This is a genomic window from Microbacterium sp. CFSPD4_SD4 (assembly GCF_057364585.1).
This window is the reverse complement of the sequence record NZ_JBNFOC010000002.1, coordinates 266414-290793: the sequence shown is the minus strand read 5'-3', so window position 1 is coordinate 290793 and position 24380 is coordinate 266414. Positions and strand designations below refer to the sequence as shown.

Genomic DNA, 24380 nt, shown 5'->3' with positions numbered 1-24380 from the left:
CGGGCGATTCCCTCGCCGCATCCAGCCTCTCGTGGCAAGATGGGGAACCCGTACTCCAATGGACAGGAGAGCATCGTGAGCCTCAGCCGCAAGCGGAAGAAGCAGCTTCGTCGTCTTCAGAAGGACGCGAACCAGCTGTGGGAAGACCAGCAGGTGCTCGTCGGCCACGCCGCCGACGTCGCTCGTGAGGCGGGTCGCCAGCTCGGCAACTTCAATCGCGAGCAGATCGTCCCCGTGGTCCAGGACACCTACAACCGCCGCGTCGCCCCGGTCGTCGACCGCTCGGTGAAGGCCGGTAAGCATGTGGTGGACGACAAGGTCGTCCCCATCGTCGGCGGGGTCGTGGGTACGGCGCTGACCGCCTGGGACGTCGCGAACGCGAAGCGCCACGGCGTCGAGTACAAGGCCCGCAAGGCCGTCTCGCAGAAGAAGGGTCCGGGCCTCGGATCCGTCATCGCCATCGTCCTGGGCGCCGCCGCCGCGGTCGGCGTGCTCTACGCCGCCTGGCAGGCGCTGCGGGCCGACGACGAGCTCTGGGTCGCCGACGACCCGCTGTCGGCTCCCGACGCGTGACCACTCCCGACCCGCACGCGCGCGTGAGGGATGCTGCGGCCGCCCGCGGACTCGACATCGAGATCCGCGAGCGGCCGCAGGCGCGTGACCTCGTCGAAGCCGCCGAGATCCTCGGCATCCCGCCGTCCGGGATCGTGAAGACCCTCGTGGTGAAGCGCTCGGATGACACCTATCTGTTCGCGCTGGTCCCGGGTGGGCGGTCCATCTCGTGGCCGAAGCTGCGCGCCGTCGTCGGAGTGAACAAGCTCCGTCTGCCCGAACCCGAGCTCGCTCTCGCAGCGACCGGTTACGAGCGCGGAACCATCGTCCCGATCGGCAGCACCACCGAGTGGCCGGTCTACGCCGATGAGTCCATTGTCGGCGAGCGGATCGCGATGGGTGCCGGTGCGCACGGCTACAGCCTGTTCGTCGACGCCGACGACCTCATCGCGGCGTACGGCGCGACCGTCGCCGACATCTCGGTGCCCGAAGAGCGCTGACCGTCGCCGGATCCTCAGAGCAGGCCGGCCATCCGCAGGGCGATGTCCACCAGCCGTACACGCTGCAGTCCGGCGACCGCGGAGAGCGCGAACCACTCGGCGCGATCGGTGGATCCCTCCGTCTCCCAGCGCAGCTTCCCCCCGGTGACCTCGGCCCGATAGACGATGCGCAGGGTATGCAGGGGGTCGGACGACTTCTGCACGCGCCGTCCGGCCGGGATGACACGGGAGTGGATGCCGAGGAGCTGTCCGACCCGGACCGTGTACCCGGTCTCCTCGCGGAGCTCCCGCCGGACCGCGTCCTCCGGCGCCTCGCCCGGTTCCAGGCCGCCGCCCGGGAGCGTCCACGCCACGCGCCGGCCCTCGGTCCACCGCGCCAGCAGGAGGCGCCCACCCTCATCGGTGACGACCCCGTATGCGGCGACGCGCAGGTCCATGCGTCACACCTTATCGGGGTCTCGGGCCGTCCCCCGCCGCGTGACGATCGGGGTGATCGATCACGAATCGAGAAGCCCGACATCACGGGCCGTCCCTACGCTGGGAGCATCATCCGGCCCACGAGAGGAACATCATGGCTGACACCGAGAAGAACTTCACCGCCGAGGAGCGCGAGGCCATGCAGGCCGCCGCCAAGGAGGCCCGCACCCGACGCTCGCGGGCCAAGAAGTCGCCCGAGGAGCTGCGGGCCGCCGGAGAGGCCGATCTCAAGGAGGCCGTCGCGAAGCTCACCGACGAGGACAAGCTGCTCGCCGAGAAGCTGCACGAGCTGGTCTCCGAGGTGGCGCCGGAACTCGTGCCCCGGACGTACTACGGCATGCCGGCGTGGGGGCGCGACGGGAAGGTGCTGTGCTTCTTCCAGCCGGCCAGCAAGTTCAAGGTCCGCTACGGCACCTTCGGGTTCGAGCCGATCTCCAACCTCGATGACGGCACCGTCTGGCCGACCGCGTACGCGGTGACCGCGCTCACGGAGAAGGACCTCGAGTTCCTCGCCGGACGCATCCGCCAGGCGATCAGCTGATCCCGAAGTGGGTCTGACGCAGCGGGGCCGCTCGCGTTAGCGTGGTGCCTGTGAGCACCCTTCCCTTCTCCGCCGCCGTCTACGTCCGCCGTCTGGCACGCGCGCAGGAGCGCGCCCAGGAGGCTGGTCTCGACGCGATCATCGTCGGCCCCGGCCCCGACCTGCAGTACCTCCTCGGCGTCGAGGGTGACACCATCGAGAGGCTGACCGCCCTCGTCCTGCCGCCGCAGGGCGCGGCGACGGTCATCGTCCCGCGGATGGAGCTCGCCAAGGTGCGCAGCACGGCCGTCGGAGAGCTCGGACTGACCGTCGCCGACTGGGTCGACGGCGACGATCCGTACGCCCTCGTCGCCGCGGCGACAGGTCCCGTCTCCCGCGTCGGGGTGTCGGATGCGCTTCCCGCGCTGCACGTCGTTCCGATCGGGGAACGGCTGCAGGCCCGGCTCGAGCTCGCGACACCCGTCCTCCGCGAGGGCCGGATGACCAAGGACGACGAGGAGATCGCCGAGCTGCGCCGAGCCGGCACGGCGATCGATGCCGTGCACCGCCGCGTGCCCGGATGGCTGCGCGCCGGCCGCACCGAGCGGGAGGTCGCCGCCGACATCGCCGCGGCGATCGTGGAGGAGGGGCATCGGACCGTCGAGTTCGTCATCGTCGGCTCCGGGCCCAACGGCGCCGACCCGCACCACGAGGTCTCCGACCGGGTCATCGAGGACGGCGACGTGGTGGTCGTCGACATCGGCGGCGCGGTGCCGAGCGGCTACAACTCGGACAGCACGAGGACCTACGTCGTCGGCACTCCCGATCCGGTGGCAGCCGATCGCATCGCCACCCTCGTCCGCGCCCAGCAGGCGGCCGTGGACGCGGTACGCCCCGGGGTCACGGCGGCAGAGGTCGACGCGGCCGCCCGCTCGGTTCTCACGGAGGCGGGGCTCGGCGAGGCGTTCCTGCACCGCACGGGTCACGGGATCGGCGTCTCGGTGCATGAGGAGCCCTACATCGCCCCCGGCAACGACCTCGTCCTCCGAGAGGGCATGGCCTTCAGCATCGAGCCCGGCATCTACTTCGCCGGCGAATGGGGCGCCCGCATCGAGGACATCGTGGTCGTAACGGCGGACGGCGCCGAGCGCCTGAACACGGCACCGCATGAACTCACGGCGACCGACCGGTGAAGGGGAGGATGGTGGAGCCTAGGAGATTCGAACTCCTGACATCCTGCTTGCAAAGCAGGCGCTCTACCAACTGAGCTAAGGCCCCGTGAGGGAATTCTTGAATTGAAAGGGTGGGGCTACCAGGACTTGAACCTGGGACCTCTTCATTATCAGTGAAGCGCTCTAACCGCCTGAGCTATAGCCCCGTCAACCTCCAGAACTTTACCGGAGTTTCGCCGAAAATCCGAATCGAGGGCGAGGACCCCCTCCGGGATCCTCGCCCTCGGCCGGTCACCGTCCCGGACTGACGTCCACGCTGCCGGCCGACACGGACACGTCGATCGTGCGGCGGGCGCTCGGGGACTCGTCGACCCGGGCATCGAACGAACCCGCGTTGACGTCCTGACTGATCCGGTACTCCACATCGGGGAGGGTCAGATTCAGGGACCCTGCGCTCACGTCGATCGTGGTCGTCTCCGGCGCATCGCCGGTCAGCTCCACCGTCAGATCGCCCGCAGCGATGCCGAGATCCGCCCGGTCGACGCCGTCGAGGAGGACGTCCGCGCGTCCCGCGTTCATCTGCACGTCGAAGGCCGAGGCCGCACCGGAGACGTCGAGGGATCCGGCGTTGATCTGGACTTCCAGGGAGCCGAACTCACCGGAGACGTCGAGAGCGCCGGCATCGAGAGTGAGATTCGCGTCGAGGTCGGAGCCGCTGAGCTCCTCCGGCAGCGTGAGGACCGCGCGCTCGTCGTCGCCGAACCAGTTGCCGAACCACCAGCCGAAGGCCGGTCGAGGACTCCGGACGACGAGCTCGTCCGCCTCGCGCTCGAACGTCCACGCACCGCGGCCGTTGGTCACGGAGAGCTCCGCCGCGTCGACATCGCCGAAGTCGATGCGCACCATGCTCGCGTCGGCGTCGAGATCGATCGCGGTGACGCCGTCGACGTCCACCGTCTGCACCGAATCCGGTCGGCTGGAGGAGAGGAGGGTCCCGGTCGCCGCGACGGCCGCCGTGCCTCCGGCTCCGAGCAGGGCGATCCCACCGACCACCGCGGTGACGATCATGACGGCGGTCGCTCCGGAGGAGCGCCGGGGTCCGGGCGCGCCGGGCGCCGACGCGGGGGAAGCCGCGGACGGCGGCGGGGGAGGAGTGATCGGGGTGTGGCGGCCCTGTGCTCCCGTGTTCTCGGTGGTCATCGTGTGACTCCTGTCTGGCCGTTCGGCGGCGTCGTGCCGCCCGTGTTCTCGAGGTGGGCGAGGGCGGCGAGCACGCGGCGGTTGCCCGACTCGTCCTGTTCGAAGCCCAGCTTCTGGAAGATGGAGGTGATGTGCTTCTCGACGCTCGCCGCCGAGAGGAAGAGGAGGCCGGCGATCGCCTGGTTCGACTTGCCCTCGGCGAGCAGGGCCAGCACGGTGCGCTCCCGCTCGGTGAGCCGCATCATGCGGTCGTCGCGGTTCCGCCGGGTGAGGAGCTGAGCCACCACTTCCGGGTCGAGCACCGTGGCCCCGTCGGCGATCCGCTGCACCGAATCGATGAACTCGGCGACATCCGCCACCCGGTCCTTCAGGAGGTAGCCGAGCGGACCGCCCTGCGCGGCGATGAGGTCGGACGCGTAGCGCTCCTCCACGTACTGCGACAGCACGAGGATGGCGAGCGCCGGGTGCACGGCACGCAGGTCCAGCGCCGCGCGGATGCCCTCGTCCGTGAACGTGGGCGGGAGCCGCACGTCGAGGATGCAGAGGTCCGGGGAGGTGGATGCCACAGTGGCACGGAGGTCGGTGGTGTCGGTGAGGGCGCCGACCACCTCGTGGCCGGCGTCCTCGAGCAGACGCACGAGCCCCTCGCGCAGGAGGACGGAGTCCTCGCAGATCAGCATGCGCATGGCACGTTCACCTCCAGGCTGGTCGGACCGCCCTGCGGGCTGTCGAGACGGAACGTCCCGCCCGCGGCGAGGATCCGGTTCGCGATGCCGTCGAGGCCTCCGCCCGGGATCACCTGGGCTCCGCCCATGCCGTTGTCCTCGACCCGCGCCCAGAGGGTGTTCCCCTCGCGGAGCCGGACCGTGACCCGCGCCTCGCTGGCCCGGGAGTGCTTCGCCGCATTGGTCAGCGACTCGGCGATGGAGAAGTACACCGCCGCCTCCGCATCGCGCCCGGGCCGCGGAGCCCCTGAACCGTGCCCCTGGGTCCCTGAGCCGTAACCCTGGGTCCCTGAGCCTGTCGAAGGGTCCATCCGCACGTCCAACTGCACGGGGATGGGGGAGCGGCTGGCGAGCGCCGACAGTGCGGCGTCCAGGCCGCGGTCGTCGAGCACTGACGCGTGGATGCCCCGCGCGAGCTGCCGCAGCTCGGTGATCGCCGCCTTGGTCGACGTGTGCGCCTCGGAGATGAGCTCCTTCGCGGCGTCGGGATCGGTGTCGATCTTCTGCTGCGCGAGCCCGAGGGTCATCCCGACGGACACGAGCCGCGGCTGGACGCCGTCGTGGAGGTCGCGTTCGATCCGCGTCCGTTCCAGGTCGGCCGCGCGGACCGCTCCCTCCCGCTGGGCGGTGGATGCCCGCACACGCTCGGTGAGCTCGACCTCCCGGGCCCGGGCGACGATCGCCAGCGCCAGCGTGCGAGCCAGGAGGGCGAGGCCGATGATGCCGGCGGCCGAGGCGAGCGCACCGAGGATGCCGATCAGGGCGCCCAGGACACCGGGATCTGCCCGCCGCCGAAGGGACCGATGATCGTCTCGGCCGAGGTCAGCGGCGCGAAGGCGATGATGATCGACCAGAGGAGGGCCCAGAAGAGCCGCAGCACCACGAAGCCGAGGACCGCGGTGATCGCGAAGTTCGCGACCGCGCGCCACATCCGTCCGTCGATGGCCTGCCGCCCGAGTGAGCGGAGCCAGCCGCCGAAGCCGGGACGGTCCCGCGGCTGGAGCCGGAGCGGGGCGTTCGGCACGCGGTACAGGCCGGCGACGCGGGAGATCTCGAACCAGCCGACGCCGAAGAGCGCGTACACGAGGCCCACGAGCACGACGATGCCGACGCCGAAGACGAAGAGGAGTCCGAGCCCGGTGCCGAGGAGGCCGCCGAGCATCCCGAAGATGCCGCCGCCGATCACCCCGACTCCGGCGAGGTGCAGGATCGTGAGCGGGATGCGCAGCGGCGGCTTCCCGGTCGCAGCAGCCTCGGGGGTCGCAGTCTGTGTGGTCATGCTTCCACGGTAGGGCCGCCGCACGACCGCGCCCACCGAGTCAGCCGGACACTCCGGTTCGGGTTTTCCCTACCCCGCCGAAACCCCGCTCTCTCGCCGAAACCCCGGCCTGCGTCAGTGCGCAGGCCGGGGTTTCGGCGGAAAGACGGGGTCTCGGAGCCTCAGTTCGACATGAAGCCGACGAGCAGCCCTCCGGTGACCTTCACGGCCAGGTTGTAGATGCCCGCGACGACCGCACCGAGCACTGTGAACACGATGAGGTTGAGGATCGCGACGACGGCGGCGAACGCCATGACCTGCGGCAGACCCACGAGCTCCGACAGCGGGATGGCGCCGTCCGTGAAGCTGCGCACGAACTCGTCGGCCGTGGACATGATGCCGGTGGCCTGGAGCACGAGGAAGATCAGGAAGAACGACACCATCGTGACGACGGCCAGTGCGACCGCTCCCAGGAAGGAGAGCTTCACGGCGGACCAGAAGTCGACGTAGACGAGGCGCAGACGGACCTGCTTACCGCCGGTCTTCCGTGTCGACTTCTTCGCCAGCTTGTCGGCCACTGTGCTCATGCGTCTGTATCCTCGGGTGTCTCAGTCGTCTGGGGGGCCTCGGCATCGGCATCCGGCTCGGTCTCCTCTTCAGTGAGACCACGCTCGCCGTTCCGGGCGATGGCGAGGATGCGGTCGGCCTCCGTCGTGCGGGCGAACACCACTCCCATGGTGTCGCGACCCTTGGCGGGGACCTCGGCCACGGCAGAGCGTACCACCTTGCCGCTGGACAGAACCACCAAGACCTCGTCGTCCTCCGACACGATCAGACCACCCGCGAGAGTGCCCCGATCGTCGTTCAACTTGGCGACCTTGATGCCGTATCCGCCGCGCCCCTGGACCCGGTATTCCTCGACGGCGGTGCGCTTGGCATAGCCGCCGTCGGTGACGACGAACACGTACTTCCCGGGTGCGGCGACCGAAGCGGACAGCAGGCTGTCGCCCTCGCGGAACTTCATGCCCTTCACACCGGCGGTGGCGCGACCCATCGGGCGCAGGGCCTCGTCGGTCGCCTGGAACCGCACCGACATGCCCTTGCGGCTGATGAGGAGGATGTCGTCCTCGGCGTTGACGAGGAGGGCGCTGACCAGCTCGTCCTCGTCGTTCAGCCGGATCGCGATCACGCCGCCCTGGCGGTTGGTGTCGTAGTTGTCGAGACGGGTCTTCTTGACCAGGCCGTCGCGCGTGGCGAGGACGAGGTAGTCCGCCACCGCGTAGTCGCGGATGTCGAGGACCTGCGCGATGCTCTCGTCCGGCTGCAGAGCGAGGAGGTTCGCGACGTGCGTGCCCTTCGCGTCCCGTCCGGCCTCCGGCACCTCGTACGTCTTCGCGCGGTAGACCCGGCCCTTGTCGGTGAAGAACAGCAGCCAGTGATGGGTCGTCGTGACGAAGAAGTGCTCGACGATGTCGTCGGCGCGCAGCTGGGCGCCCTTGACGCCCTTGCCGCCGCGGTGCTGGGAGCGGTAGTTGTCGCTGCGCGTGCGCTTGATGTAGCCCTCGCGCGTGACGGTGACGACCATCTCCTCTTCCGCGATGAGGTCTTCCATCGACACGTCGCCGTCGAAGCCGTGCAGGATGTGCGTGCGCCGCTCGTCCCCGAACCGGTCGACGATCGCGGTGAGCTCCTCGCGGATGATCGTCCGCTGCCGGCCCTCATCGGCGAGGATCGCCTTGTAGTCCGCGATGAGCGCCTCGAGCTCGTTCGCCTGGTCGATGATCTTCTGACGCTCCAGCGCGGCGAGGCGACGGAGCTGCATCTGCAGGATGGCATCGGCCTGGATCTCGTCGATGTCGAGGAGCTTCTGCAGACCCTCGTTCGCATCCTGCGTCGTCTGGGAACGGCGGATGAGCGCGATCACCTCGTCGAGCGTGTCGAGCGCCTTCAGATAGCCGCGCAGGATGTGCATGCGCTTCTCGGCCTCGTTCAGCCGGAACTGCGTCCGTCGCACGATGACGTCGATCTGGTGGGCGATCCAGTTCGAGATGAAGCCGTCGATCGCGAGCGTCCGGGGCACGCCGTCGACGATCGCGAGCATGTTCGCGCCGAAGTTCTCCTGCAGCTGCGTGTGCTTGTAGAGGTTGTTCAGCACCACCTTCGCCACGGCATCGCGCTTGAGCACGACGACGAGGCGCTGACCCGTGCGGTCCGAGGATTCGTCGCGGATGTCGGCGATGCCGGTGATCTTGCCGTCGCGCGCGAGGTCGCCGATCTTGACGGCCACGTTGTCGGGGTTCACCTGGTACGGCAGCTCGGTGATGACCAGGCAGGTCCGCCCCTGGATCTCCTCCACGTTGACGACCGCGCGCATGGTGATCGAGCCGCGGCCGGTGCGGTACGCCTCGTGGATGCCCTTCGTGCCGAGGATCTGCGCGCCGGTCGGGAAGTCCGGTCCGGGGATGCGCTGGATCAGCCCGTCGAGCAGCTGCTCCCGGGGGAGGTCCGGGTTGTCCAGCGCCCAGAGCGCGGCATCGGACACCTCGCGGAGGTTGTGCGGCGGGATGTTGGTCGCCATGCCGACCGCGATGCCGACCGAGCCGTTGACGAGGAGGTTCGGGAACCGGGACGGCAGAACCGTCGGCTCCTGGGTCTGGCCGTCGTAGTTGTCGGCGAAGTCGACGGTGTCCTCTTCGATGTCGCGCACCATCTCGAGCGCGAGCGGGGCCATCTTCGTCTCGGTGTACCGCGGTGCCGCCGCGCCCATGTTGCCGGGCGAGCCGAAGTTGCCCTGGCCGAGAGCGAGCGGGTACCGGAGCGACCACGGCTGCACGAGACGGACGAGCGCGTCGTAGATCGCCGAGTCGCCGTGCGGGTGGTACTGACCCATGACCTCGCCGACGACGCGGGCGCACTTGGAGAACGACTTGTCGGGCCGGAATCCGCCGTCGTACATGCCGTAGATCACTCGGCGGTGCACCGGCTTGAGACCGTCGCGCACATCGGGAAGAGCACGGCCGACGATGACCGCCATGGCGTAGTCGAGATAGCTGCGCTGCATCTCCGACTGCAGATCGACCTGGTCGATCTTGCCGTGCTCGTGGCCCTCGGTGATGTCGGGGCGTTCTTCGTCAGTCATGTGTCTTTCCTGGTTGGCTGAGCTTGTCGAGGCGTCGGATCCCCTGGCACACGCTCAGGGACCCCGCGGTGATCAGATGTCGAGGAACCGGACGTCCTTGGCGTTGCGCTGGATGAAGCTCCGACGCGATTCCACGTCCTCGCCCATCAGCACGCTGAAGATCTCGTCCGCGGCGGCGGCGTCCTCGATGGTCACCTGGCGGAGCGTCCGGGTGGTGTGGTCCATCGTGGTCTCCCAGAGCTCCTTGGCGTTCATCTCGCCGAGACCCTTGTAGCGCTGGATGCCGGCGTCCTTCGGGATGCGCTTGCCGTTCTCCAGCCCGTAGGCCAGCAGCGCGTCGCGCTCGGCGTCGCTGAACACGTACTCGTGCGCCGCGTTCGACCACTTGAGGCGGTAGAGCGGCGGCATCGCGAGGTACACGAAGCCGGCCTCGATGAGTCCGCGCATGTAGCGGAACAGCAGCGTGAGCAGCAGGGTGGTGATGTGCTGGCCGTCGACGTCGGCATCGGCCATCAGCACGATCTTGTGATAGCGCGCCTTCTCGATGTCGAACTCCTCGCCGATGCCCGTGCCGAAGGCCTGGATCATCGCCTGGACTTCCTTGTTGCCGAGCGCCTTGTCGAGACGCGCGCGCTCGACGTTGAGGATCTTGCCGCGCAGCGCGAGGATCGCCTGCGTGTGCGGGTCGCGACCCTGCACCGCCGAACCACCGGCCGAGTCGCCCTCCACGAGGAAGATCTCGCTGATCGACGGGTCCTTGCTCGTGCAGTCCTTGAGCTTGTCGGGCATCGCCGCCGACTCGAAGACGCTCTTGCGTCGAGCCGTCTCGCGCGCCTTGCGGGCGGCGAGGCGTGCCGTCGCCGCGTCGATCGCCTTGCGGATGACGTTCTTCGCCTGGGTCGGGTTGCGGTCGAACCAGTCGCCGAGCTGATCGCCGACGACCTTCTGCACGAAGGCCTTCGCCTCGGTGTTGCCGAGCTTGGTCTTGGTCTGACCCTCGAACTGGGGCTCGCCGAGCTTGATCGAGATGACGGCGGTCAGCCCCTCACGCACGTCGTCGCCGGAGAGGTTGTCGTCCTTCTCCTTGAGGAGGTTGTTCGCACGGGCGTAGCGGTTGACGAGCGTGGTGAGCGCCGCCCGGAAGCCCTCCTCGTGCGTGCCGCCCTCGTGCGTGTTGATCGTGTTCGCGTAGGTGAACACGTTCTCCGTGTAGGACGTGGTCCACTGCATCGCGACCTCGAGCGAGATCTTGCGCGCCGTGTCCTCCGACTCGAAGGCGATGATCTCCTCGTTGACGACCTCGGCGTGACGCACCTTGTTCAGGTATTCGACGTAGTCGACGAGACCGCGCTCGTAGAAGAAGACGTCGCTCGGCTGCTTCGTGACCGCCTGGCCGTCCTCCTCCGTCTCGTACGCCGACTCCGGCCGCTCGTCGGACAGCTCGATGCGCAGTCCCTTGTTGAGGAACGCCATCTGCTGGAACCGGGTGCGGAGCGTGTCGTAGTCGAACTCGACCGTCTCCTGGAAGATCTCCGCGTCCGGCCAGAACGTGATGCTCGTCCCGGTCTCCTCGGTGGCCTCGCCCTTCTCGAGCTTCTGCTGCGGGACGCCGCCCTCGGCGAAGCTGTGCCGCCAGACGAAGCCCTTCTGCTTGACCTCCACGTCGAAGCGGGTCGAGAGGGCGTTCACGACCGAGGAACCGACGCCGTGCAGACCGCCGGAGACGGCATAGGCGCCGCCGCCGAACTTGCCGCCCGCGTGCAGGATCGTGAGCACGACCTCGACCGTGGACTTCGACGGGTCGGAGGAGTGCGGGTCGACGGGGATGCCGCGGCCGTTGTCGACCACGCGCACGCCGCCGTCGGCGAGAAGGGTGACGAGGATCGTGTCGGCGTAGCCGGCCAGCGCCTCATCGACGGAGTTGTCGACGATCTCGTAGACGAGGTGGTGCAGGCCCCGGGGTCCGGTCGAGCCGATGTACATGCCGGGGCGCTTGCGCACGGCCTCGAGTCCTTCGAGGATCTGGATCGAGTCGGCGCCGTACTCACCGGGCTGCTGCTTCTTCGGTGCGGGTGCCGCCGATTCTCCGGCCTGTGAGCCCGACGAAGCGTCGTTGTTCGGTTCCGTCTCGTCAGCAGGGGATTCAGGCGTCATCAGAGGGCATTCTCCAGATCGATATCTCGAACTCCCATTCTAGCCGGGTTTCGAGTCGAAATGCCGCTCAACGGCCGCGTGTGGCCCTCTGAGCGTTTCGGACCCCTTGCATGGTGCCCTACCCGTAGGTATCGCGCGGGCCCCGCCCTGGAACGGCTCTGGGACCCCATTTCCACGAGGGGACGTCCGGTCCGATGAAGCGGAGGTTCTCCACCCCCGCCTCCGGATACCGTCGTCCGATCTCGGTGAGGATGGTCGCACGCATGAACTGCAGGTTCTTCGCCCACGCCGTGGAATCGCACTTCACGGTGAGCAGTCCCCGCTCGAGCGACACCGGCTCCGAGTGCTTCGCGGTGTCCGCTCCGGCGAGGTCGGCCCACTGCCGGACGAGGTCCTCCCGCGCGAGCGTCGTCTCCCAGCCGGATTCACGGGTGAGGGTGTCGAGGACCGCACCGAGGGTTCCCGGATCGCGTCCGGGAGTGAACGGCGCGTTGTCGTCGTCGACCGAGATCCGTCGCTTGCGCTTCCAGTTCTTGGCGCTCGGCTTGAGCCCGCGCAGCCGCAGATAGGTGGCGACGGTCTCCGGCGCCTCCGCCGGGGCTGCGCTGTCCGTGACGACGTCAGTCATCCTGCGCACCCTCCTCTTCCTGCGACCGGTCGCGCTCGTCGGTGATGGTGCCCGCTGCGATGCGCACGACGTGGGTGTGGAGCACATCGGGGATATCCTCCTCCACCGCGGCAGTCACCACCACCTGCTCGTAGCCCGCGGTGAGGGCGGCGAGGCGCTGGCGCCGATCGGCGTCCAGCTCGGCGAAGACGTCGTCGAGGATGAGCACCGGGTCGCCGGCGGGAGACTCGCTGCGCAGCAGCTCGGCGGATGCCAGCCGCAGAGCGAGCGCAACCGACCAGGACTCACCGTGCGAGGCGTAGCCCTTCACGGGAAGGTCGCGGACCCGCAGCACCAAGTCGTCCCGATGGGGTCCGGTGAGGGTGAGACCGCGGTCGAGCTCATTCGATCGTTTCGCCGCCAGCGAGGCGCGGAACATCTCGGCGATCCGGCGGGAGTCTCCGCGCACGTCATCCACGGGAGTGGAGCCGTCGGCGGCGTCCCGATCGTCGTCGTCCTCCGGATCGCTGCCGGCGACGGACAGGGCCCAGTCCAGTTGCGGTCGGTGATCGGCGCCCGCAATCGCCGCATAGGCATCGGCCACCGGCTGCTGCAGATCGGAAGCCAACCGCTGCCGCGCCGTGATGATCTCCGATCCCAGCGAGACGAGCTTGTCGTCCCAGACGTCCAGGGTGCTCAAGGCCTCACCGCGGATGCCGCGCGCCCGCGCCGACTTGAGAAGGGCGTTGCGCTGCTTGAGCACGCGATCGTAGTCGGCCAGTACCGCGGCGAGGCGCGGGGTGCGCTGGATGAGGAGTTGATCGGCGAACCGGCGCCGAGCCGACGGGTCTCCACGGACGATCTGGAGGTCTTCCGGCGCGAAGAGGACGACGTGCGCGTAGCGGGGGAGCTCGTTGGTCTTCGACGGCGAGCCGTTGATGCGCGCCTTGTTCGACCCCTGTCGATTGAGCTGTACCTCGACGAGCACACGCCGCTCACCGTGGGAGAGCCGCGCACGGATGACCGCGTAGTCCTGGCCGTCCCGCACCATCGGAGCGTCGGACGACACCCGATGCGACCCGAGCGTCGCGAGGAAGACCACGGCTTCGGCGAGGTTCGTCTTGCCCTGGCCGTTCCGCCCGACGAGGACGTTCGGCCCTCGGTGCAGGGCGAGTTCCGCGGTCGCGTAATTGCGGAAATCGACCAGGCTGAGGTGCTCCACAATCACGGAGCCAGCCTACCTTCCGGGTCGGACACTCCCTCGGGGCGAGAGCTCGCGCTCAGCGCAGGAGGAGGTTGGGCTGCAGCAGGTACTTGAACGAGTCCAGGCCCGCCTGGTCGACCGAGGTCTGGCTGGTGATGAGCACGGGGCTGAGCTTGTTGGCGTTGTCGCTGGAGGTGAAGGTCACCCGCACGAACTCGCTTTTGACCGCGCCGAGCGCCTCGATGAGGTACTGCGGGTTGAGCCCCAGGGTCACCTCGTCGCCGCCGGAGAGGATGGCGTCGACCGACTCGGAGGCGCGGGCATGCTCGCTACCGGAGGCGTCCATCGTGACGCTGTCGGTCGAGAACGTGAAGCGCAGCGGCGCGGCGCGGTCGAGCACGAGGGACACGCGGCGAACGGCCTCGATGAGGTCGGCGGTGTTGACGACGGCGTAGTGGTCGGTCTGCTCGGGGAAGAGGCGACGGACCGGGGGGAAGTTGCCCTTGATGAGCAGCGAGGTCACGGTCTTGTTGCCGGCGGTGAACGCGATGATCTCGCGGTCTCCGGCGCCCGAGAACGCGATCTGGATCGTGCCGGCGTGACCGAAGGTCTTCCCGACCTCGACCAGGGTGCGGGCGGGGACGAGCGCGGTGGCCTCGACGGCCTCGCCGTCCCACGGCACGTCGCGGAGCGAGACCCGGTAGCGGTCGGTGGCGACGAGGCTGAGCGTGTGTCCGGTGACCTCGAGCTGGACACCCGTCAGCACCGGAGTCACGTCGTCACGGGATGCGGCGAAGCCGACCTGGGCGATCGCGGTGCCGAATTCGTCGGCCGGGACGACGCCGGAGGATCCGGAGACCTCGGGAATCGACGGGTATTCCTCGACCGGCATGGCCGCGAGGGTGAAGCGCGCCGAGCCGCAGGTCACCGCGATCCCGCCGTCATCCTCCACGGCGATCTCGATGGGGGCGTTCGGGAGGCGGCTCGCGATGTCCGAGAGCAGGCGGCCGTGGACGAGGATCGTGCCCGGGGTCTCGACCGTCGCCTCGATGGTGGTCCGTGCGGAGGCCTCGTAGTCGAAGGCCGAGAGCGTGAGTCCCGAACCGTCGGCCTCGATCAGCACTCCGGCGAGGATCGGCTGTGGATTCCGCTGGGGGAGCAGCTTGACGACGAAGGACACAGCCTCGCTGAAGACATCGCGGTTGACCTGAAACCTCACGGGTGCTCCCTTGTCGTCGAACATGACGGGTCGTCGTCGGGCCCTGCCTGTGCAGGGAATCCCATGCTAGCCCCACAGTCCTGCGCTTCCCTACGCCGGAGGACTTGTCATGCCTCGGACCGGTTCTCCCCACCGTCTGGTGATCGGATCGCACCCTGAATGACTTAACTCCTTAACGGTGTTAACACCTGTGGATACTGTGGATAAGTCGGTGGAAAGCAAGCGCGAGTAGGGAACTACACACTTGTCACTTGTGGAGACCCTGAGGAATCCGCGGGTGGACGAGGGTCCGTCGCGATCAGACCGTCCCGCGGTTATCCACAGGTTTCCCCGATCGACACACATCTGCGTCGGCGCGTTCCACGGTCATCCACAAGTTATCCACATGTGCATAGACGTATTTATCCGGCGGTCAGGGACCTGTCAAACGCCGAAGGGACGCCCTCCGGTGTCGGATGGCGTCCCTCTCGTGCGCTCAGGCGTCAGCGACGACCGAGCTGCGTGGTGATCTCGGTCACCTGGTTGTAGATCGAGCGGCGCTCCTTCATGAGCTCGCTGATCTTCTTGTAGGCGTACATGACCGTCGTGTGGTCCCGGTTGCCGAAGAGCTGCCCGATCTTCGGGAGGGAGAGGCTGGTGCGCTCACGGCAGAGGTACATGGCGATCTGCCGTGCGGTGGCGATCTGCTGCGAGCGGCTGGAGCCGTAGAGATCGTCGACGGTGAGCTTGAAGTACTGTGCGGTCGCCGTGATGATGTCGGTCGGCGAGATGATGTTGTCCTCGGCCGTGTCGATGATGTCCCGCAGCACGGTCTGGGCGAGGGAGATGTCGAGGGCCGAGCGGTTCAGGCTCGCGAACGCCGAGACGCGGATGAGTGCGCCCTCGAGTTCGCGGATGTTCGAGGACACGACCGTGGCGATGTACTCGAGCACCTCGTCGGGGATGTGGAGGGCTTCGCTCTGCGCCTTCTTGCGCAGGATCGCGATGCGGGTCTCGAGGTCGGGTGCCTGCACGTCGGTGATGAGGCCCCACTCGAAGCGGCTGCGCATGCGGTCCTCGAAGCCGGTCAGGTGCTTCGGCGCGACATCGCTCGTGATCACGACCTGCTTGTTGTGATCATGCAGGGTGTTGAAGGTGTGGAAGAACGCCTCCTGCGTCTCCGCGCGCCCCTGGAGGAACTGGATGTCGTCGATGAGGAGGATGTCCACGTCGCGGTACCGGGCCTGGAATGCGGCACCGCGGTTGTTGGCGATCGAGTTGATGAAGTCGTTCGTGAACTCCTCACTCGACACGTATCGCACCTTGACCCCCGCATAGAGGGACTGCGCGTAGTCGCCGATGGCGTGGAGGAGGTGGGTCTTGCCCAGTCCGGAGTCGCCGTAGATGAAGAGCGGGTTGTAGGCCTTGGCCGGCGCTTCGGCCACCGCGACCGCCGCGGCATGGGCGAACCGGTTGGACTGGCCGATCACGAAGTTGTCGAAGGTGTACTTCGGGTTGAGGCGCGACTCGTGGCGCACGGCCGCGGGCTGCTCCATCGGGGACTCGGCGCGCACCGGTTCCTGCCGACCGAAGTCCGCCACGGCGATGGGGGCGGTGGGCTGCTCGGCCAGTTCGTGGTTCACGACGACCCGGTACGAGGTGATCTCCTCGCCGATGTGCGCGAGGGCTTCCATGATGGGCAGCCGGAGGCGCTTGTTGATCTGGGCCGCGGTGAGGTCGTTCGGCACCTCGAGGTAGAGCGTCGCCGACATCACGCCGGCCGGTACCGCGAGACTCAGGAACCCCTGGAGCTGGGGGGTGACCCGGTCGTCGGCTTCCAGCAGCTCCTGCACCGTGGTCCAGATCGGGACTTCGGGCTGGGCTGGTGAGGACATGGTGCTCCGGACGATGTTCGGGAAGGGAGCGCGGGAGAGGCTGCCCTGTGGATAACTACGGATGCCCACGCTAGTCATCGTCGTCGGGAACGGCAACCTGCCGCGGAGAATCAAGCCCCGTGGCGGCTCGGTCGCGTGGCCGGGGTTGTGGATAGCTCCTGTGTGGAGCGGAGGCGAGTGCTCTCAGTCGGCGTCGTACTCGCAGCTGACCGTGCCGGAATCCGACGTCTCCTCGACGACCAGCTCGTCGTTCCAGTAGATCTTGCATCCCACCGTTTGATCGTCGCTGTCGGTGGGTGCCGTGATCGTGATCCAGGCCGACGACTCCGACGTGGTGTACTGCGCGTTCCCGACCGCCGGCCAGGGGAGGGTCCTGGTCTCGGTGTCGCTGCTGAAGGTGGCTGTCACCCCGGACTGCGGTCCCGTTCCTTCGAGGAACACCTTGTTCAGCGGGGGTGACCAGAGTCCGCTCAGGAAGACGATCAGCAGGATGAGCGCGAGGAGGAGGGCGGCGAGGGCGGCTGCCAGCCCGAGACCCGCCGTGCGGCGCTCGTCCGAAGGAGCGCGGCGCGCGCGGCGGGCAAGGACGATTCCGCCGATCGCGGCTGCGGCGCCGAGGACGAAGACGGGGATCAGCCAGGGGTTCTGGAGCGCGTAGTACGGAACGGCGAGGGCGACCAGGAGGATGAGAGAGACGACTCCCGTGGCGATCGCCGCGGTGGGGAGCGTCCGAGTCCGCCTGCCGTCGCGGGTGGTCTCGGAACCGGAGTCGGAATGGGTCTGCTGGTGGGTCATCGCGGCCTCTCGCTGGGACAGCACTTCCCGCTCATCGACGGTTCGAATAGCATACCCGGGGGGATACGGGCGTCCTCCGGTTCGCATGGTCGACCGGATCGATGCCGCCCTCATTCGACGAGACGGGGGGATGAGAAGTGGCCGGATACGCCGAGCTGGACGAGATCATCGGAAAGATGAAACGAGCCGCCATCGACTGTTGGATGGCGGACCAGGGCTTCGACCCCGTGTGGGGGAACGAGGGCACCTACGCGAAGTGGGGCTGGGCCCCTTATCAGTACTTCCGGCCCGAAGCCGACGGCTCCGGCGGCGGTGAGAGCGTGGGATACGGGGACGGTGTGTCCTGCGTCGCCCAGTTCGACGCCATCCGTTCCACGATCGACGGCCTCGTCGAGCGGTGGCGAAATCTCCCGGACGGTTCCGCGTGTGCCACCCCGCAGAGTGCCGCCAACGCGGCGGCAGCTCAGCTCGGCGCCTCGGGGACGGATCCGAACGCCATGGGCGGGAGCGATATCGCCACATCCAACGGGACCGTCGCCGAGGTGGTCCTGAACCGGATGGACGGGAGCTTCCGGGATCCCTTCGTCGACAAGTACTACACCCAGTTCTCGGCGGTGCACCCGGGCATCGGGCAGGCCGCGAAGATCCTCCAGGCGAACTACGCCGCGTGCGGGGCGATGTGGCCGGCGGTGGGTGACGACGTCGCGACGATCTGCGACAGCGCCCGGGTGGCCTGGGAGACCCAGGCGAAGAACTCGTCGGCGGCGACCGCGACGTTCCAGTTGACGGTGCTCGCCGCGGTCGCCGGTGCAGTGGGATCGATCGTCACGGCGGGCGCGGGAACCGTCGCTGCCGTCGCCGGTCTGGGCGGTGTGGCCTTCGCGGCGAACACGGCCCTCGCCGGTATCACCGCCAATGCCGCGATCTCGGGGAGCTCCTACGACACGATCCTGAAGTCCCTGACCGACGCGCTGGAGAAGCTGGACGAGACGATCACCGCCCAGGAGAAGGCGCTGGCCACGATGCTCACCTCCGCCGAGTCGACGATCCGCGGTGATCTCGCGAGCTACAACCTCGACGCGTCCACGCTGGGCGAGTATCCGGTCCGCGACGGGGCGATGCGGATCGACAGGACGGACGCGAACATCGTGTCACGCAACATGGGTCGGATCGAGGAGACGCTGTCCGGTGCCCGATCGGCGCTCGGCAGCGCACCGGCCAGTGCGCCCACGCCGCGAAGCGCGGGGATCGGCTGGTCCTCGAACGGAACGCACGCAGAGGCGACCGCCCTGCATGCCCTCGTCGTGCGCTGCCTTGACCTGACGATCGCCGAGTACTCCCGCGGCCACGACCTGTTCGACGCGACGGTGGCGGACTACTTTCAGACCGATGCGAACGCGGAGCAGACGGTGCGGACGCTGCTGGCCGATGAGCGCCTGAGCGCGGATCTCGGGGTGTGATGGCCATGGAGAGTCGGCATCTCGGACCCATCCTTCTCGACGGCGGCGCCGGCGGCGGCGCCATGGAGGAGACGATCGACTTCGCGGGAGAGCAGATCCGCGCGCGACTGGAGATCGACTATCCCGACCGGCTGACGCAAGCGGCCGTCGACGACATCGATGTGATGCTCGATCACCCCCGGGTGGCCGATGGCCTCGCCCGGGACACCATCGCGTCCGCGCTGCGCCGGGAGGACTCCGCCGCGGCGCAGCTCTTCCAGGCGTGGGAGGGTGCGCGATGGGGGAGGGACAGCTCGGAGGAGGAGTTCCTGCGGGCGCTTCGGCCTGTCGCGATGACCATCACCCCGGATGGTGGAAGGGTGAACCCGGACCGTGTGGTCCTCGCTTACGGGGTCGGTGACGGCTCGGCGACCGGACTGGTGACGGTGCGCCTTCGGCAGTGGGCGCCGCCGGAGGTGGATCGCACCCTCGCGCGCGGGCCGCCTAGGCCGTGACAGGCAGATTTGCCCTGTGCGCCGCCAAGACGTACCCTTAATCGGTTGACTTATGCCTGTACGGCAGTTCCCTATGTCTCCGGTCGAAGTGAATCCGGTGGCAGCATTCCCGGAGTGATCTCATGAGCAAGCGCACCTTCCAGCCCAACAACCGTCGTCGCGCCAAGAAGCACGGCTTCCGTGCCCGCATGCGCACCCGCGCCGGCCGTGCCATCCTCTCGGCACGCCGCGCGAAGGGCCGTACCGAGCTCTCCGCGTAAGCAGCTGTGCTCGCCCGCCCGTTCCGTTTGACCCGCGGGAGCGACTACCGACTGGTCGTTCGACGCGGATCGCGTTGTGGCGGGGCCCGCGTCCTCACCTCCATGCTGGCGACCGGTGAGAGCAGAGCAGCGCGTTTCGGTTTCATCATCAGCAAGCAGGTGGGCACCGCTGTGGTGCGCAACACCGTGCGCCGGCGACTCAAAGCCGTCTGTGCGGAGGCGCTCCCACGTGTTCCTCAGGGCACGGATGTCGTCATCCGTGCCCTTCCTGCGTCGGCGACGGCGTCGTATGCGGAACTCCGCAGTGACGTGCACCGCTGTCTCGCGCGGCTCGCGCCCGTCGAGGCCACATCATGACCGCCTTGCCGGCGTCGTCGGTGGGCACGGGAGAGATGCACGGACGGGACGTGCTCCGGAGCATTCCGCTCCTTCCGCGCAACGCCGTGCTGGCTCTTCTCGCGGGGTACCGCAAGGTGGTCTCGCCGATGTACGGGGACGTGTGTGCGTACTACCCCTCCTGTTCCGCCTACGCTGTAGGTGCGGTGCAGCAGCACGGCGCCGTGCGGGGGGCTCTGCTCTCGGCGTGGCGCATCCTCCGCTGCAATCCCTGGTCTCGCGGAGGCGTCGACGACGTCACACCGCATCGACACTTCCGCTACGACCTGACCGCACACGGTTTCGTCGTCCCCTCCCGAAAGGACTGATCGGTGGGTCTTGACCTTCTGTTCGCCAGTGCCACCCCCAGCCCGGAACCGGCATCCGGCGGATTCGACCTGCTCGGCACGATCCTGTGGCCGCTGAAGTGGGTCGTCGAGCTCATCCTCGTCGCCTGGCACTGGCTGCTGACGGCCGTCGGTCTCCCGGCGGCGTCCGGCATCACCTGGGTCCTCTCGATCGTCGGCCTCGTGATCGTGGTCCGTGCAGCGCTCATCCCGCTGTTCGTGAAGCAGATCAAGAGCCAGCGGAAGATGATGGAAATCGCTCCTGAGCTGCGCAAAGTTCAGGAGAAGTACCGCGGCAAGAAGGACCAGCTCTCTCGCGAGGCGATGAGTCGCGAGACGATGGCGCTGTACAAGAAGCACGGCACGACGCCGATCTCGAGCTGTCTGCCCCTGCTCGTGCAGATGCCGATCTTCTTCTCGCTCTACAGCGTGCTGAGCGACGTCAGCAAGCATGCGACGCAGGGCGTCGGCGGTGTCGGGCTGCTGAGCGCGGAGCTCACGCAGGAGTTCTACGACGCCAAGCTCTTCGGGGTCGCGTCCCTGCACGAGAACCTCGGCAACGCGATCGAGGCCCAGAACGTCACGGCGATCATCATCCTGATCACCCTGGTCGTCCTGATGATCGCGTCGCAGTTCTTCACGCAGCTGCAGATCATCTCGAAGAACCTCTCGCCGGAGGCCAAGACCGGCCAGGCGTACCAGATGCAGAAGATCATGCTCTACGTTCTGCCGCTGGGCTTCATCTTCTCCGGTGTCTTCTTCCCGCTCGGCGTGGTCGTGTACTGGTTCATCTCGAACCTCTGGACCATGGGGCAGCAGTTCCTCGTCATCCGTGAGATGCCGACTCCCGGCTCTGAAGCCGCCAAGGCTCGCGAGGAGCGGCTCGCCCGCAAGGGCAAGGCGATCGACTCCTCCGGCAAGGTCGTCCCGATGGCTGCCTACGAGGCCGAGCAGCAGCGTCTGCTCGAGGAGGCCGAGAAGGCGAAGGCGGCGGCGCCGAAGCGGCAGCAGCCGGTCGGCAAGAAGCGTGCGAAGAAGAAGGGGAACGCGTCATGAGCGAGGTCGTGACCGGGAGCACAGAGCCCACTGTGGCGCAGCTCGAGAACGAGGGGGATGTCGCGGCGGACTACCTCGAGGAGCTGCTCGACATCGCAGATATCGACGGTGATCTGAACCTCGACGTCCGTCAGGGTCGTGCCTACGTCTCGGTCGAGGCCGAGGGTGACGGGCTCGCGCTGCTCTCCGCTCCCGATACGGTGCAGGCGTTGCAGGAGCTCACGCGTCTCGCCGTTCAGAACAAGACCGGCTCGTTCTCGCGCCTCATCCTCGACATCGGTGGATCCCGTGACGCGCGGCGCCGTCAGCTCGTGACTCTGGTCGAGGCGGCGGCCGCGAAGCTCGATGAGGGCTCGTCGCAGGCCTCGCTGCCGGCGATGTCGAGCTATGAGCGCAAGCTGGTCCACGACATCGCCGCCGAGCGCGGGCTCGTTTCCGAGTCGTACGGCGAGGGCGCGGACCGGCACACGGTCCTGCGTCGGCACTGACGCGCGGAACGCGAGCGCTGGCACGTGTCCGAGACGCAGGATCCCGGCGAGAAGACCGTCGAGCAGGAGCCGGCAGTCTCTGCCCAGATCTTCGGGGAGCGCCTGCAGCTCGCTCGACGGTTCACGGACTCCCTTGCACGTGAGGGGGAGGAGCGGGGCCTGATCGGGCCGCTGGAACTGCCTCGCTTGTGGACGCGCCACATCCTGAACAGCGCGATCGCCGCGCCCCTCTTCCACGGCTCCGTCGCGGATATCGGGTCCGGGGCCGGACTGCCCGGTCTGGTGCTCGCGATCGCGCGGCCCGACGTGTCGTGGACCCTCGTGGAGCCGATGGAGCGTCGGATCAATTGGTTGACTGAGCAAGTGAACGACCTGGAACTCACGAATGTCACCATTCTCCGCGCGCGTGCCGAGGACGTGCGTGCGAAGGGCGCCTTCGATGTCGTCACGGCTCGTGCGGTGAGCGCATTGCGTACCCTGATTCCTCTGACCGCTCCGCTGGTGCGCGATGGTGGGGAACTGGCCCTGTTGAAGGGGATGAACGCCGCGAACGAGATCGAGGCGGCACGGAAGCAGATCGCCAAGTTCAAGCTCGCGGATGTTCGGGTCGAGGTGCTGGGCGAGGGGTTGCTCCCGGAGACCACTCGGGTCGTCCGCGCCTCCGTGCGCTGAAGACGTCGCCGGTTCCTGGGGCGCGGGGCTGACCCGGGATCGCACCGTGCCCCCAGCTCCGCCGCCGTCGATACGTCGCCGTGAGATCACTCTCCAAGGCGCGATGTGGTGCGATCACGTCCCGTAGGCCGCTCCGCTGCGGTTGCGGCTGTGCTCGTCCGGATCGAAGTCGGAGCGGTCGTCGCTCACCGCGGCCGCCATGGTTGGTCCTGTCGTCGCATCGATTGAGCCGCTGCGCAGATCGATACGCCAGGGGTGGGAAGCGCTGATTCGGTGCGCGCAATGGGCGTGACTCCGACTGGCTGCGGCGAACTGGACGGGTCCGGACGTCTGCATGGCGCGTGTGAACGCTGCAGTTCGGGTGGTCTACGGCAGATCTCCTTGCGGCGGACTCGAGTTGTTTCACGTGAAACAGCTTCATGTCTGCAGCCTTGGCCGGGGCGGATAGGAAAGCGATGCAGGGGAGTAGGTAACCGTCACACTGCCGATCACCGATGCGTCGACAGGTGTCGTTCCCTGGCCTCATCAGTGGGTACCTGAACGCGGATGGGCCGTGGCGCGATGGTGAGGGGGAGGTGTCACTAAGGCAGGCGGGACGTCGGTTGAGGGTGCGCCGTGCGCGTCGACCTTTGGGGTGGGGCGGCGTCCGCGCCGTGACTGTTGTCGCCACACCTTGTCTTCCCGGAGCTGCCAAGGCAGGACTTCCGTGTCCGCACGAGCAGGGCCCGGGCGCCCCAATAGGTGCCCACGCCACGTACCGTGCAGAACCACTCGTCACGAACGCCCGGCACGATGTGTCGTGGGGCCCGCAATCCTAAAAGCGGCGCCCAGATGCGAGATCGGGTGGCAATGCAAGTTCTGCTCCGCTCGGCACGTCCTCGCGACGGCGGGCGGAGGACTGGCTGGCTCAGCCACCCCGGACGCATTGACGAGAGGTGTGTGCGTTGCTTTGCCGGCGCCCTGTCGGCCCTGGTCCGTTTCGTATGGAAAAAGGGCGACGAGGTATCCGGACTGCGGCTCACCAAGGGTCCGGGCAGCTCGATAGCGTACGCAGGCGCATTGTAGGCAGTCGCAGCGTCTGGCGTCCGACCCTGTCGGTGCGTTGAGGGCTGAGTCCCGGGCCGACGTTACACGTGAATCGGCAGCTGAATGCAGCTGGTGGCCAAGCCCCGGTATCGAGGCAAGATGTTGCCTCGCTGCCAGAGCCAGTACGTACGGCTGCGCGGCGACGTAGGTTGAGGAGCGTAGAGCGCAGGGACAAGGGTCGGGAGCGGTGCCGCCGTTTCACGTGAAACGCTGGCGACAACTGCGGGGGTGCAGGGCTCTCAGTAAGCAGAGCAATCGCCTTGAGATCCAAGAGCCGTGCCTGACCCCCCGCGCGGCGGGGTCGGTCGTGGGTTGCCCCACGCTTACGGTGGTGCCCGCGGCGTTTGACACGGCTGGTGAGCGGTCGTTGGTGGGCGCGGATGCTCCACTGGTGAAGGATTCGGCGTGGGCTGTCTGATTCTCTGGTTGTAGGCGGCAGTGAGCACCCCGGCGGGCGCGGGCGAATGAGTTGTGCTTTCTGGGCCGGCGACTGCGTGGGTTTCATGTGCGTGACCGAGCGCCGACGGATGGCCGTGATGTCGACGGGTCCGCACGGGACCTCGCGTGTCGGCTTGGGGAAATCGCGGGGGCATACCGTGGCGAGCACTGGTGCTGAGCTACTCGATTGCGGCACGGCATGGAGGGCGCACTCCAGCGGGCGTCAGTGCTCGCGGTCTTCGACAGATCGCGTGACGCCGGCCTACTGGATCACCTGCGGTACTCAGCGTCACGGAGTAAGCGCTCGC

25 protein-coding genes and 2 tRNA genes are annotated in these 24380 nt (G+C 67.9%); 12 read left to right on the top strand and 15 right to left on the bottom strand.

Annotated elements, in window-relative coordinates; all coding sequences use genetic code 11:
- Positions 1 to 75: 75 nt before the first annotated feature.
- Together AC2W7E_RS05455 and AC2W7E_RS05450 are read left to right on the top strand one after the other, a co-directional pair.
- The gene (locus AC2W7E_RS05455) at positions 76 to 573 is read left to right on the top strand and encodes a hypothetical protein (RefSeq protein WP_025102885.1); all 498 of its coding nucleotides are present in this window, start codon (positions 76 to 78) and stop codon (positions 571 to 573) included.
- Positions 570 to 1052 (top strand): aminoacyl-tRNA deacylase, encoded by a 483-nt coding sequence (locus AC2W7E_RS05450; RefSeq protein WP_238695631.1) that lies wholly within the window; start codon positions 570 to 572, stop codon positions 1050 to 1052. The genes AC2W7E_RS05455 and AC2W7E_RS05450 overlap by 4 nt, the downstream gene beginning before the upstream one ends.
- Positions 1053 to 1066: 14 nt before the next feature.
- Here the strand turns inward: AC2W7E_RS05450 and AC2W7E_RS05445 are convergent, their stop codons facing one another.
- Positions 1067 to 1489, bottom strand: coding sequence for an NUDIX hydrolase (locus AC2W7E_RS05445; RefSeq protein ID WP_025102883.1), 423 nt, complete (start codon positions 1487 to 1489; stop codon positions 1067 to 1069).
- Positions 1490 to 1623: 134 nt separating this feature from the next.
- On the opposite strand from AC2W7E_RS05445, the gene AC2W7E_RS05440 reads away from it, so the two are divergent.
- Together AC2W7E_RS05440 and AC2W7E_RS05435 are read left to right on the top strand one after the other, a co-directional pair.
- Positions 1624 to 2070, top strand: a complete 447-nt coding sequence (locus tag AC2W7E_RS05440) for a hypothetical protein (RefSeq protein WP_025102882.1) — start codon at positions 1624 to 1626, stop codon at positions 2068 to 2070.
- A gap of 50 nt (positions 2071 to 2120) precedes the next feature.
- Positions 2121 to 3242 (top strand): M24 family metallopeptidase, encoded by a 1122-nt coding sequence (locus tag AC2W7E_RS05435; protein ID WP_485988701.1) that lies wholly within the window; start codon positions 2121 to 2123, stop codon positions 3240 to 3242.
- Positions 3243 to 3251: 9 nt separating this feature from the next.
- Here AC2W7E_RS05435 and AC2W7E_RS05430 read toward each other — a convergent pair.
- The 14 genes from AC2W7E_RS05430 to AC2W7E_RS05365 form a co-directional block, all read right to left on the bottom strand.
- Positions 3252 to 3327: transfer RNA gene (locus AC2W7E_RS05430), tRNA-Ala, on the bottom strand.
- A gap of 26 nt (positions 3328 to 3353) precedes the next feature.
- Positions 3354 to 3427 (bottom strand) — tRNA-Ile (locus tag AC2W7E_RS05425).
- A gap of 85 nt (positions 3428 to 3512) precedes the next feature.
- Positions 3513 to 4421 carry a DUF4097 family beta strand repeat-containing protein gene (locus tag AC2W7E_RS05420; protein WP_366215801.1) on the bottom strand — a complete coding sequence of 303 codons (909 nt, stop codon included), beginning with the start codon at positions 4419 to 4421 and terminating at the stop codon, positions 3513 to 3515.
- Positions 4418 to 5107, bottom strand: coding sequence for a LuxR C-terminal-related transcriptional regulator (locus AC2W7E_RS05415; RefSeq protein WP_485988700.1), 690 nt, complete (start codon positions 5105 to 5107; stop codon positions 4418 to 4420). Before AC2W7E_RS05415 ends, AC2W7E_RS05420 begins: the two co-directional genes overlap by 4 nt.
- A complete protein-coding gene (locus AC2W7E_RS05410; RefSeq protein ID WP_485988699.1) occupies positions 5095 to 5787 on the bottom strand; it encodes a sensor histidine kinase in 693 nt (230 codons plus the stop codon). The genes AC2W7E_RS05415 and AC2W7E_RS05410 overlap by 13 nt, the downstream gene beginning before the upstream one ends.
- Before the next feature lie 116 nt (positions 5788 to 5903).
- Entirely contained in the window at positions 5904 to 6425 is a 522-nt protein-coding gene (locus tag AC2W7E_RS05405; protein ID WP_485988698.1) for a sensor domain-containing protein, read from the bottom strand.
- 161 nt (positions 6426 to 6586) lie between these two features.
- On the bottom strand, positions 6587 to 6991 hold the full coding sequence (locus AC2W7E_RS05400; protein ID WP_025102877.1) for a DUF3566 domain-containing protein: 405 nt from the start codon (positions 6989 to 6991) through the stop codon (positions 6587 to 6589).
- Positions 6988 to 9543, bottom strand: a complete 2556-nt coding sequence (gyrA, locus tag AC2W7E_RS05395) for a DNA gyrase subunit A (RefSeq protein ID WP_485988697.1) — start codon at positions 9541 to 9543, stop codon at positions 6988 to 6990. Before gyrA ends, AC2W7E_RS05400 begins: the two co-directional genes overlap by 4 nt.
- Positions 9544 to 9615: 72 nt before the next feature.
- A complete protein-coding gene (gyrB, locus tag AC2W7E_RS05390; RefSeq protein WP_025102875.1) occupies positions 9616 to 11697 on the bottom strand; it encodes a DNA topoisomerase (ATP-hydrolyzing) subunit B in 2082 nt (693 codons plus the stop codon).
- A 118-nt stretch (positions 11698 to 11815) separates the two neighbouring features.
- Positions 11816 to 12325, bottom strand: coding sequence for a DciA family protein (locus AC2W7E_RS05385; protein WP_025102874.1), 510 nt, complete (start codon positions 12323 to 12325; stop codon positions 11816 to 11818).
- Positions 12318 to 13532: a DNA replication/repair protein RecF gene (gene recF / locus AC2W7E_RS05380; protein ID WP_485988696.1), complete on the bottom strand. Its 1215-nt coding sequence runs from the start codon at positions 13530 to 13532 to the stop codon at positions 12318 to 12320. The genes AC2W7E_RS05385 and recF overlap by 8 nt, the downstream gene beginning before the upstream one ends.
- A gap of 52 nt (positions 13533 to 13584) precedes the next feature.
- A complete protein-coding gene (gene dnaN, locus AC2W7E_RS05375; protein ID WP_025102872.1) occupies positions 13585 to 14727 on the bottom strand; it encodes a DNA polymerase III subunit beta in 1143 nt (380 codons plus the stop codon).
- 482 nt (positions 14728 to 15209) lie between these two features.
- The gene (gene dnaA, locus AC2W7E_RS05370) at positions 15210 to 16601 is read right to left on the bottom strand and encodes a chromosomal replication initiator protein DnaA (RefSeq protein ID WP_485988695.1); all 1392 of its coding nucleotides are present in this window, start codon (positions 16599 to 16601) and stop codon (positions 15210 to 15212) included.
- Positions 16602 to 16784: 183 nt separating this feature from the next.
- Complete coding sequence (locus tag AC2W7E_RS05365) at positions 16785 to 17420, bottom strand: hypothetical protein (RefSeq protein ID WP_025102870.1); 636 nt, start codon at positions 17418 to 17420, stop codon at positions 16785 to 16787.
- A 152-nt stretch (positions 17421 to 17572) separates the two neighbouring features.
- Here AC2W7E_RS05365 and AC2W7E_RS05360 point away from each other — a divergent pair, with 152 nt between their 5' ends.
- From AC2W7E_RS05360 to rsmG, 8 genes are all read left to right on the top strand, one after another.
- The gene (locus AC2W7E_RS05360) at positions 17573 to 18856 is read left to right on the top strand and encodes a hypothetical protein (RefSeq protein WP_485988694.1); all 1284 of its coding nucleotides are present in this window, start codon (positions 17573 to 17575) and stop codon (positions 18854 to 18856) included.
- Positions 18856 to 19350 (top strand): hypothetical protein, encoded by a 495-nt coding sequence (locus tag AC2W7E_RS05355; RefSeq protein ID WP_485988693.1) that lies wholly within the window; start codon positions 18856 to 18858, stop codon positions 19348 to 19350. The genes AC2W7E_RS05360 and AC2W7E_RS05355 overlap by 1 nt, the downstream gene beginning before the upstream one ends.
- 122 nt (positions 19351 to 19472) lie before the next feature.
- Positions 19473 to 19610: a 50S ribosomal protein L34 gene (gene rpmH, locus AC2W7E_RS05350; RefSeq protein ID WP_022879826.1), complete on the top strand. Its 138-nt coding sequence runs from the start codon at positions 19473 to 19475 to the stop codon at positions 19608 to 19610.
- Positions 19611 to 19616: 6 nt separating this feature from the next.
- The gene (gene rnpA / locus AC2W7E_RS05345) at positions 19617 to 19967 is read left to right on the top strand and encodes a ribonuclease P protein component (protein WP_081811539.1); all 351 of its coding nucleotides are present in this window, start codon (positions 19617 to 19619) and stop codon (positions 19965 to 19967) included.
- On the top strand, positions 19964 to 20314 hold the full coding sequence (gene yidD, locus AC2W7E_RS05340; RefSeq protein ID WP_025102867.1) for a membrane protein insertion efficiency factor YidD: 351 nt from the start codon (positions 19964 to 19966) through the stop codon (positions 20312 to 20314). Before rnpA ends, yidD begins: the two co-directional genes overlap by 4 nt.
- Before the next feature lie 3 nt (positions 20315 to 20317).
- Positions 20318 to 21388, top strand: a complete 1071-nt coding sequence (yidC, locus tag AC2W7E_RS05335) for a membrane protein insertase YidC (RefSeq protein WP_485988692.1) — start codon at positions 20318 to 20320, stop codon at positions 21386 to 21388.
- Positions 21385 to 21876, top strand: a complete 492-nt coding sequence (locus AC2W7E_RS05330) for a Jag family protein (protein WP_025102865.1) — start codon at positions 21385 to 21387, stop codon at positions 21874 to 21876. The genes yidC and AC2W7E_RS05330 overlap by 4 nt, the downstream gene beginning before the upstream one ends.
- Positions 21877 to 21900: 24 nt before the next feature.
- Positions 21901 to 22548, top strand: coding sequence for a 16S rRNA (guanine(527)-N(7))-methyltransferase RsmG (gene rsmG / locus AC2W7E_RS05325; RefSeq protein WP_485988691.1), 648 nt, complete (start codon positions 21901 to 21903; stop codon positions 22546 to 22548).
- Positions 22549 to 24380: the final 1832 nt, after the last annotated feature.

Bases quoted from the DNA above. Each gene is read 5' to 3' on its own strand.
- yidD (WP_025102867.1), top strand. From the start codon at position 19,964: ATGACCGCCTTGCCGGCGTCGTCGGTGGGCACGGGAGAGATGCACGGA.
- gyrB (WP_025102875.1), bottom strand. From the start codon at position 11,697: ATGACGCCTGAATCCCCTGCTGACGAGACGGAACCGAACAACGACGCT.
- AC2W7E_RS05445 (WP_025102883.1), bottom strand. From the start codon at position 1,489: ATGGACCTGCGCGTCGCCGCATACGGGGTCGTCACCGATGAGGGTGGG.
- dnaA (WP_485988695.1), bottom strand. From the start codon at position 16,601: ATGTCCTCACCAGCCCAGCCCGAAGTCCCGATCTGGACCACGGTGCAG.
- AC2W7E_RS05355 (WP_485988693.1), top strand. From the start codon at position 18,856: ATGGCCATGGAGAGTCGGCATCTCGGACCCATCCTTCTCGACGGCGGC.
- AC2W7E_RS05400 (WP_025102877.1), bottom strand. From the start codon at position 6,991: ATGAGCACAGTGGCCGACAAGCTGGCGAAGAAGTCGACACGGAAGACC.
- AC2W7E_RS05440 (WP_025102882.1), top strand. From the start codon at position 1,624: ATGGCTGACACCGAGAAGAACTTCACCGCCGAGGAGCGCGAGGCCATG.
- AC2W7E_RS05405 (WP_485988698.1), bottom strand. From the start codon at position 6,425: ATGACCACACAGACTGCGACCCCCGAGGCTGCTGCGACCGGGAAGCCG.
- AC2W7E_RS05415 (WP_485988700.1), bottom strand. From the start codon at position 5,107: ATGCGCATGCTGATCTGCGAGGACTCCGTCCTCCTGCGCGAGGGGCTC.
- AC2W7E_RS05385 (WP_025102874.1), bottom strand. From the start codon at position 12,325: ATGACTGACGTCGTCACGGACAGCGCAGCCCCGGCGGAGGCGCCGGAG.
- AC2W7E_RS05420 (WP_366215801.1), bottom strand. From the start codon at position 4,421: ATGACCACCGAGAACACGGGAGCACAGGGCCGCCACACCCCGATCACT.
- gyrA (WP_485988697.1), bottom strand. From the start codon at position 9,543: ATGACTGACGAAGAACGCCCCGACATCACCGAGGGCCACGAGCACGGC.
- AC2W7E_RS05360 (WP_485988694.1), top strand. From the start codon at position 17,573: ATGAAACGAGCCGCCATCGACTGTTGGATGGCGGACCAGGGCTTCGAC.
- AC2W7E_RS05330 (WP_025102865.1), top strand. From the start codon at position 21,385: ATGAGCGAGGTCGTGACCGGGAGCACAGAGCCCACTGTGGCGCAGCTC.
- rpmH (WP_022879826.1), top strand. From the start codon at position 19,473: ATGAGCAAGCGCACCTTCCAGCCCAACAACCGTCGTCGCGCCAAGAAG.